Source organism: Staphylococcus agnetis (assembly GCF_002901865.1).
GTDB classification, from domain to species: Bacteria; Bacillota; Bacilli; order Staphylococcales; family Staphylococcaceae; genus Staphylococcus; species Staphylococcus agnetis.
Map to the genome: position 1 here is coordinate 1 of NZ_PPQF01000058.1, position 6,337 is coordinate 6,337.

Genomic DNA, 6,337 nt, shown 5'->3' on the forward strand with positions numbered 1-6,337 from the left:
CAGCTATTAGAAAGTGGTGGCTTCATGAAATTCACTAAAAATTTATTTATTATATTAGGGGTGGTGCTAACAATGGGATTATTAAGTAGTTGTGATTTTACGACAAGACAAAAGATTGAATCAGGATTAAAAGAACCATTATCTGTGTATCCGACAAAAAATTTAGAAGACTTTTATGATAAAGAAGGATATAGAGATAGTAATTTTAGTAAAGATGATAAAGGTGTGTGGTCAGTGATATCAGCGATATCTAAGAGGAATGAAGAAGGGAAAATAAGAATGGAAGGCGTGATGTTATATATAGATAGAAATACCAGAACAAGTGAAGGGTATTACTTTGTTGATAATGAAAGTGAAGATGAACACAAAAATGGTGAAAAAAAGTATCCTCTTATAATGAAAAATAATCAATTAATACTCAAAGACAAAAATGTAGACGAAGACATTCAAAGAAAAGTAAAGGACTTTAAGTTTTTTGTCCAATTTGGTAATTTGAGTGATTTAGATCGATATAAAGAAAAAGATGCGAGTTATAATTCCTTAGCCCCTAACTATTTAATTAGTTATCATTTAAATCAAAATGACGATAATTTGAAAGAAATACTGAAACTATACAGTATCAAAGCAGGAGAAAATCCAGAACTTAAAATTTATGGAGATGGTGATTTCAAAAGTGATGCAATAGATTCAAACACGATTAATTACAAATTAAAAGGCGAGGTAGGTAGATTCTATAACTCGTCAGTAAGTTATGAACCTAAAAGAGGTATAACTTATGAATGATATTTCGCCAATTAACGCTTACACTGAAAAATATAGCGCAATTTCATATCAATCTTATAAAATTGAAACATCAAGGTTAAAAGGATATTCTTCTTTTGAAGAAATAAATGATACTGTTAAATTTGATAAGAAGAAAAAAAATTTCCCACCCAACCTCCAATATTTTGATTCTTTCCTTGATAAGAAAACGGGGATGAGTGGTGTTGCATTTAAAGATACCCATACGAATAAAGTGACGATTGGCTTTGCAGGGACGAATGTGGGGTCAGGGAATGCAATCGACATGATAAAAGATACAGGTGCAGATTTTAACATTGGTTTAAGCTTGGTTGATGCACATGACCCATATTTTAATGAAACGCATAAGTTCATTAATAAAATCAAAAAGAAGCATGAGATTGAAGCTTTTACTGGTCACTCTAAAGGTGGCCGAGATGCGATGATTTTAGGGATTGAACATAATGTTGATGATATTGTTATATTTAATTCTGCTTCGTTAGATGTGAAAGGATTATCACATCATAATGCTACTAGTCGAGATTGGATGCTTAAACCATCGAGTAATCCGTTGGAGTTAAGCAAAAAAAATTATATGGATTATTTACTATTACATGCTAAGGCTCAAAAGTATAAAGGAAATATTATCCATTTTAGGAATAATAATGACTTAATTTCGGTTGGTTTAAGCTTGATGGGCGGTAGTTATTATGGAAAGGATTTCGTATTTAAAGGCGGTGGCCACGGACTTAGTTCTATGATGACTTATGACCGCCAATTAGAAATTAAAAAAATTCTAAATAAACGTCCTTATGCTACATCTGTGAAAGAAACGTATCAACATGTCCAACGTGATGTGAAGAAACGTCTTTCTTCAGTAGACGATTTACGTGCTAATTTAGTTTCAGCTAATGGTGGTAGTCTCTCTTCAAACCAGAAAAAGTTACTTGAATCTCAAACGGCGCTCACTCTAATACAAGGTTTAAATCAATTATTAGATGCAGAAATAGACTTGATGTTAAAAGAGTATGATAATGCGATTGGCGATTTAAATATATTATGGAGTGATACGAGAGTTCAAGCAGATGATTTATCTCAAGGTAAACTATCAGAAGGTGAAATTTTATCAGCACTGAGCGATGGCAATGCAACGGAACAATCTATAGTAAGACATAATGAAGAAATTATAAATGCTAAGAAAGACAAGTTAAAAGATGTTGGAAAGAAATATGATGAATTGATTAATAAAATTCAAAAGGCTATTGATGAAATTTTACAAAATGATCAAGTATTAGCGCAACAAATAAGGATGTTTTCAACATGAATGAACTACAAAAAGAGATTGAAAAAATAGAAGATGAACAGCGTGACGCTTTAAGAGAGTTCGATAAACAATTTGATGAGATACAAAACTATAAACATCAACTACATAAAGATAATGAAAAGAAATATGCTATTTTTCATGAACTTCAACAAAGAGATGCTAATCTTCATCATTATCAACACACTTTTGAACGTGTTGTGGATGAAGCAACATGTGAATTTGAACAAAAGCTAAAGGATATTGAGCGTCAATTATTCATCGAAAGAGATGCTTTGATACAATCTTATCAACGAGAAATAAGACAACTAGAACTGAGGGAGTAATAAATTGGGAGAAATTAAAAATCAATTGGAAGAAATACGTAATACAATAGAAATAGCATTGTTTCCAGAACAAATTTGGATATTTAAACAAATTATAGCTTTTGTAACTGCACCGAATGCATTGGACCATAAAGATAAGCGAATGGACAAGCTGGATAAAGAAGAAGATGGTTTTCTTGATAAAATTAGTTCGAGTCAGATGCAATTTCTTAATGACTTTGAAGCCTATGCCAAAGGTGATTGGGTAGATGCAGCAAAAAGAGAAATGGAAACTATTAAAAAAGATCTTGAGACAATTAAATAACTTAGACTTTCTATGAGAAAAAGGATACACCCTATAAAGTTGGACGGATAACTCTAACTTTATGGGGTGCTTTTTTATGTGTGCACACTTGTTAAATGTTTGTAATGTATCGCATGGAGTGTGAAGATAAGGATTAAAGTAATGATAAGTACAATGATATAAGGTATAGCGTTGTGATCGCCCATAAGTCCAACGAGTGGTGTGGTGGCTGCGCCTACAAAATATTGAAGTAAGCCAATCAGGCTAGATGCACTGCCCACGGCTTTTTTCTGTCCATTCATGGCGATGGAAAATCCTAATGTAGCCACACCGGACACTGAGGCTACGATTAAGAAAAATCCAGGGATGAGTATGGATAATGTCCAATGATTGATCAGTGCGCTGATGACAATGATGGCCCCTAAAAGTTGAATGATGCTAAAGCCTCTAAATAACACCAATGGATTGATTTGATCAACCAAACGTGCGGTAAGTTGTGCGGTACCTATGAGACCAAGTCCTGTGAGCGCAAATATATAACTATACGTTTGGGGACTCAAGCCATATATATTCTGCAAGATAAATGGTGATGCGGCCATATAGCTAAAAAATAACGCAAACGTTAAACTTTGTATAAGTATTGGCAGTATAAATGTTTTGCGATGTAGTAACTGTTTAAAGTCCTCGAGTACGGGTTTGAATCCTGTAGAACTTCTATGTTGAAGGACTAAACTTTCATCGACTTTAAAGTAGACGCCAATAAGCATGAGTATACTGAGGACACTTAAACTATAAAAGATGACATGATAACTGACATGGCTTGTAAGTATGCCTCCAATCATTGGCGCAAATACGGGTGCAGCACCATTGACAAGCATCAGCATGGCGAGAAATTTCGTTAAGTCATTACCTTTATAGCGGTCACTCGCGATGGCGCGTGATAGCACGATTCCCGCACCGCCGGCGATACCTTGGAAGAAGCGGGCGATGATGAGGACGTCAACATGTGTTGCGAGTGCGCAAATCAATGAAAAGGCGAAGTACATCATTAAACTAAAAATGAGTGGGCGTTTACGTCCAGTTTGGTCTGAAAGGACACCGAAGATGATGTTACCTAAGGCAAGTCCGAACATAAAGAATGTAAGTGTGAGTTGCGTCTGAGTGGTTGATGTGTGTAATGTTGAGGCTACTTGTGGTAAAGCAGGGAGATACATATCAATCGAAAGCGGGCCAAACGCCGCAAGTCCTGCCATGACAAGTATGAATGTGACACTTGGTTTCTTCTTCATAGACACCCTCCTAACGTAAGAGTGCGTCAGTAGTTGTAATCGTACCCATGAGAGGGAATGAATAGTGTACGGAAAATTGATGCAGTTCTGTTTGAGGTGCCGCCATCATATCTTCCACAAAATATTGTTCGTATCCATATTGATATGCATCGCGTGCAGTCGTATCCACACCCATATGTGTAGAAATACCACCTATGATGATATTTTTAATACCGCGACGGCGAAGTTGTAAATCTAAATCTGTCCCAAAGAACGCACTAAAACCACGTTTATTAACGATATAATCTTGTTCAGTCACATTGAACCGATCTGGAAACTTGGCAAAATCCTTGTCAGGTTTACCTGGAAGTTGTTGTTCCGCAAGCTGTGGTTTCAATGCGTCTTTTCCATCGTGAAAATTAACACGGACGAATGCGATAAAGCCATCATTTTCTCTGAAATTTTGAATCATACGTTCTGCATTTTTTAAAACAGTCTGTGTTGAATGTGGTGCAGTATCCATAGATAGAATCCCATTTTGTAAATCGATTAATATTAAAGCTGTATTTGTATAATTGATCATGACATAAGTCTCCTTTTTTCATTTTCATATCCTCATTATAAGCTTGTACTTTTACAAACTTCTAAGAATTTGCACGCATGTTTACGTTAATAAATGAGAGTTCAAAAGCCTTAAATGATGCGGTATAGCACGATTGAAGGGATAGTGGTTTATCGCAAACGGAATATATACCGAAAAAATATTTGGAATGCATTCCGTTTGAAAAGTGAAAAGATATCGTATTACCATTAAAGTATTAAAATCGAAGAGATAAAGGAGTGTAGAAGGTGAACGTAAAAGGTTTGGAGACTTATTTGAATATCGATGTGACACAATATGAAAGACCCTCGATTGAGGCATTAAATCATTATGTAGCACAGTTTATGAAAAAAGTACCTTTTGAAAATATTGATGTTCAAAATCAAATTCGGATTTCGGTGGCGGTCGATGATATTTATGACAAAGTTGTAAACCATGAACGTGGGGGATTTTGTTATGAATTGAACACATTATTTAAAACGTATCTTTTAGAAAAAGGATTTACTGCTTATAATGTGTCTGCGACTATTCATACACCTGGAGGCGGCCGCAGTTTACCTGGATCTCATATGTCTACGATTGTAGAAATTGATGATAAGAAGTATATCGCGGATGTAGGGTTTGGGGATTTGCCACTTCAAGCGATTCCTTTAAGTAAAACGAGTGACATTCCTGTAGTCCAAGATCATACGGGGATGTTTAGAGCCGTTTTTCAAGATGAACATGCCTCACATTTTGAAATTCAAAAATGTGAAAATGATGTATGGCAAACGAAATATGAAGCAGAAATGACACCACGTACGTTAGCTTCGTTTGAATACAATATTGATTATAATCAAACACATCCCAATTCAATCTTTGTGCAACGCTTAGTAGTGACGATGCCTACAAAAAATGGTCGTGCTACAATGTCACAAAATCATTTAACCTTAACTGAAAACGGTGAAAAACGTAAAATGGATGTCACACCTGATAATTATCGCCAAATGTTGAAAGATTACTTCAACCTAAATGTAAAAGTGCAACGCTTGGAGGATAGCGATGGCTCAAACACATAAAAAACGTCGAGACGCGCGTGAAAATAAAGCACTCATTTTAGAAACCGTGTTGGCATTATCGCAACAAGGCGTTAATATTGTAGACATGAAAATGGCAGATATCGCAAAAGCTTCAGGTGTCGGTGTTGGCACACTTTATCGTCATTATGAAAACAAGGCCGTGTTATGTATCGCATTATTAGATGCGCAGGCTGAAGATATGTTTAAAGAGATGGATACTTTTCTAGAAGCGCATAACGACGCTTCGACTTATGAACGGTTAGAAGGTTTACTGCGTATTTATGTCACTTTAAAAGAGTCACATTTTCAGACATTATCATTTATTGAAAAATCGATGAATCGTACGATATCAATGGTGGAAATCCCGTTTTATCATGAACTTGCGGTACGCATTAATGCTCAATTTGATATGCCACCGGATGATTATTTTATCACGCATATTTTACTACATTGTTTCTCTAGTGACTTTTACTTTTATGCTAAAAACAAAAAGGCATTCACGCAAGAGGATTATATTCATAAAGTGTTGGATATTATATTATCATAGTGAATATTTGAAAAGTCTGTACAGAAATCGTCATTAAATGTACAGACTTTTTTAGAATCAACAATTTTTATTATTAATATAAATGGTATAATACTAATAAAGCGTAATAACATTATATAATAATGACAATCACAACAATGAACGCTTTAATAA

At 35.0% G+C, this 6,337-nt stretch carries 8 protein-coding genes; 6 read left to right on the forward strand and 2 right to left on the reverse strand.

The window, feature by feature from the left end; translation table 11 throughout:
* From CD172_RS09255 to CD172_RS09270, 4 genes are all read left to right on the forward strand, one after another.
* Positions 1-783: tandem-type lipoprotein (locus CD172_RS09255; RefSeq protein ID WP_103346180.1), on the forward strand; the 783-nt coding region annotated here is incomplete at its 5' end.
* Entirely contained in the window at positions 776-2,104 is a 1,329-nt protein-coding gene (locus tag CD172_RS09260) for a hypothetical protein (protein WP_103346181.1), read from the forward strand. The genes CD172_RS09255 and CD172_RS09260, both read left to right, overlap by 8 nt.
* A complete protein-coding gene (locus CD172_RS09265) occupies positions 2,101-2,427 on the forward strand; it encodes a hypothetical protein (RefSeq protein ID WP_103346182.1) in 327 nt (108 codons plus the stop codon). Before CD172_RS09260 ends, CD172_RS09265 begins: the two co-directional genes overlap by 4 nt.
* Positions 2,428-2,431: 4 nt before the next feature.
* Entirely contained in the window at positions 2,432-2,731 is a 300-nt protein-coding gene (locus CD172_RS09270; RefSeq protein WP_060551928.1) for a hypothetical protein, read from the forward strand.
* A 74-nt stretch (positions 2,732-2,805) separates the two neighbouring features.
* On the opposite strand, the gene CD172_RS09275 is transcribed toward CD172_RS09270, so the two are convergent.
* Both CD172_RS09275 and CD172_RS09280 read right to left on the reverse strand, forming a co-directional pair.
* Complete coding sequence (locus tag CD172_RS09275; RefSeq protein ID WP_103346183.1) at positions 2,806-3,999, reverse strand: putative multidrug effflux MFS transporter TcaB; 1,194 nt, start codon at positions 3,997-3,999, stop codon at positions 2,806-2,808.
* A 10-nt stretch (positions 4,000-4,009) separates the two neighbouring features.
* Positions 4,010-4,561, reverse strand: a complete 552-nt coding sequence (locus CD172_RS09280) for an isochorismatase family protein (protein ID WP_060551926.1) — start codon at positions 4,559-4,561, stop codon at positions 4,010-4,012.
* A 266-nt stretch (positions 4,562-4,827) separates the two neighbouring features.
* Between CD172_RS09280 and CD172_RS09285 the strand changes: the two genes are divergently transcribed.
* Both CD172_RS09285 and CD172_RS09290 read left to right on the forward strand, forming a co-directional pair.
* Positions 4,828-5,637 (forward strand): arylamine N-acetyltransferase family protein, encoded by an 810-nt coding sequence (locus CD172_RS09285; protein ID WP_060551925.1) that lies wholly within the window; start codon positions 4,828-4,830, stop codon positions 5,635-5,637.
* Positions 5,621-6,184 (forward strand): TetR/AcrR family transcriptional regulator, encoded by a 564-nt coding sequence (locus CD172_RS09290; RefSeq protein WP_103346184.1) that lies wholly within the window; start codon positions 5,621-5,623, stop codon positions 6,182-6,184. Before CD172_RS09285 ends, CD172_RS09290 begins: the two co-directional genes overlap by 17 nt.
* The last annotated feature ends 153 nt before the right edge of the window (positions 6,185-6,337 follow it).

What these genes read in the sequence shown, in the direction of transcription:
- CD172_RS09290 (WP_103346184.1), top strand. Translation starts at nt 5,621, where the DNA reads ATGGCTCAAACACATAAAAAACGTCGAGACGCGCGTGAAAATAAAGCA.
- CD172_RS09280 (WP_060551926.1), bottom strand. Translation starts at nt 4,561, where the DNA reads ATGATCAATTATACAAATACAGCTTTAATATTAATCGATTTACAAAAT.
- CD172_RS09275 (WP_103346183.1), bottom strand. Translation starts at nt 3,999, where the DNA reads ATGAAGAAGAAACCAAGTGTCACATTCATACTTGTCATGGCAGGACTT.
- CD172_RS09260 (WP_103346181.1), top strand. Translation starts at nt 776, where the DNA reads ATGAATGATATTTCGCCAATTAACGCTTACACTGAAAAATATAGCGCA.
- CD172_RS09265 (WP_103346182.1), top strand. Translation starts at nt 2,101, where the DNA reads ATGAATGAACTACAAAAAGAGATTGAAAAAATAGAAGATGAACAGCGT.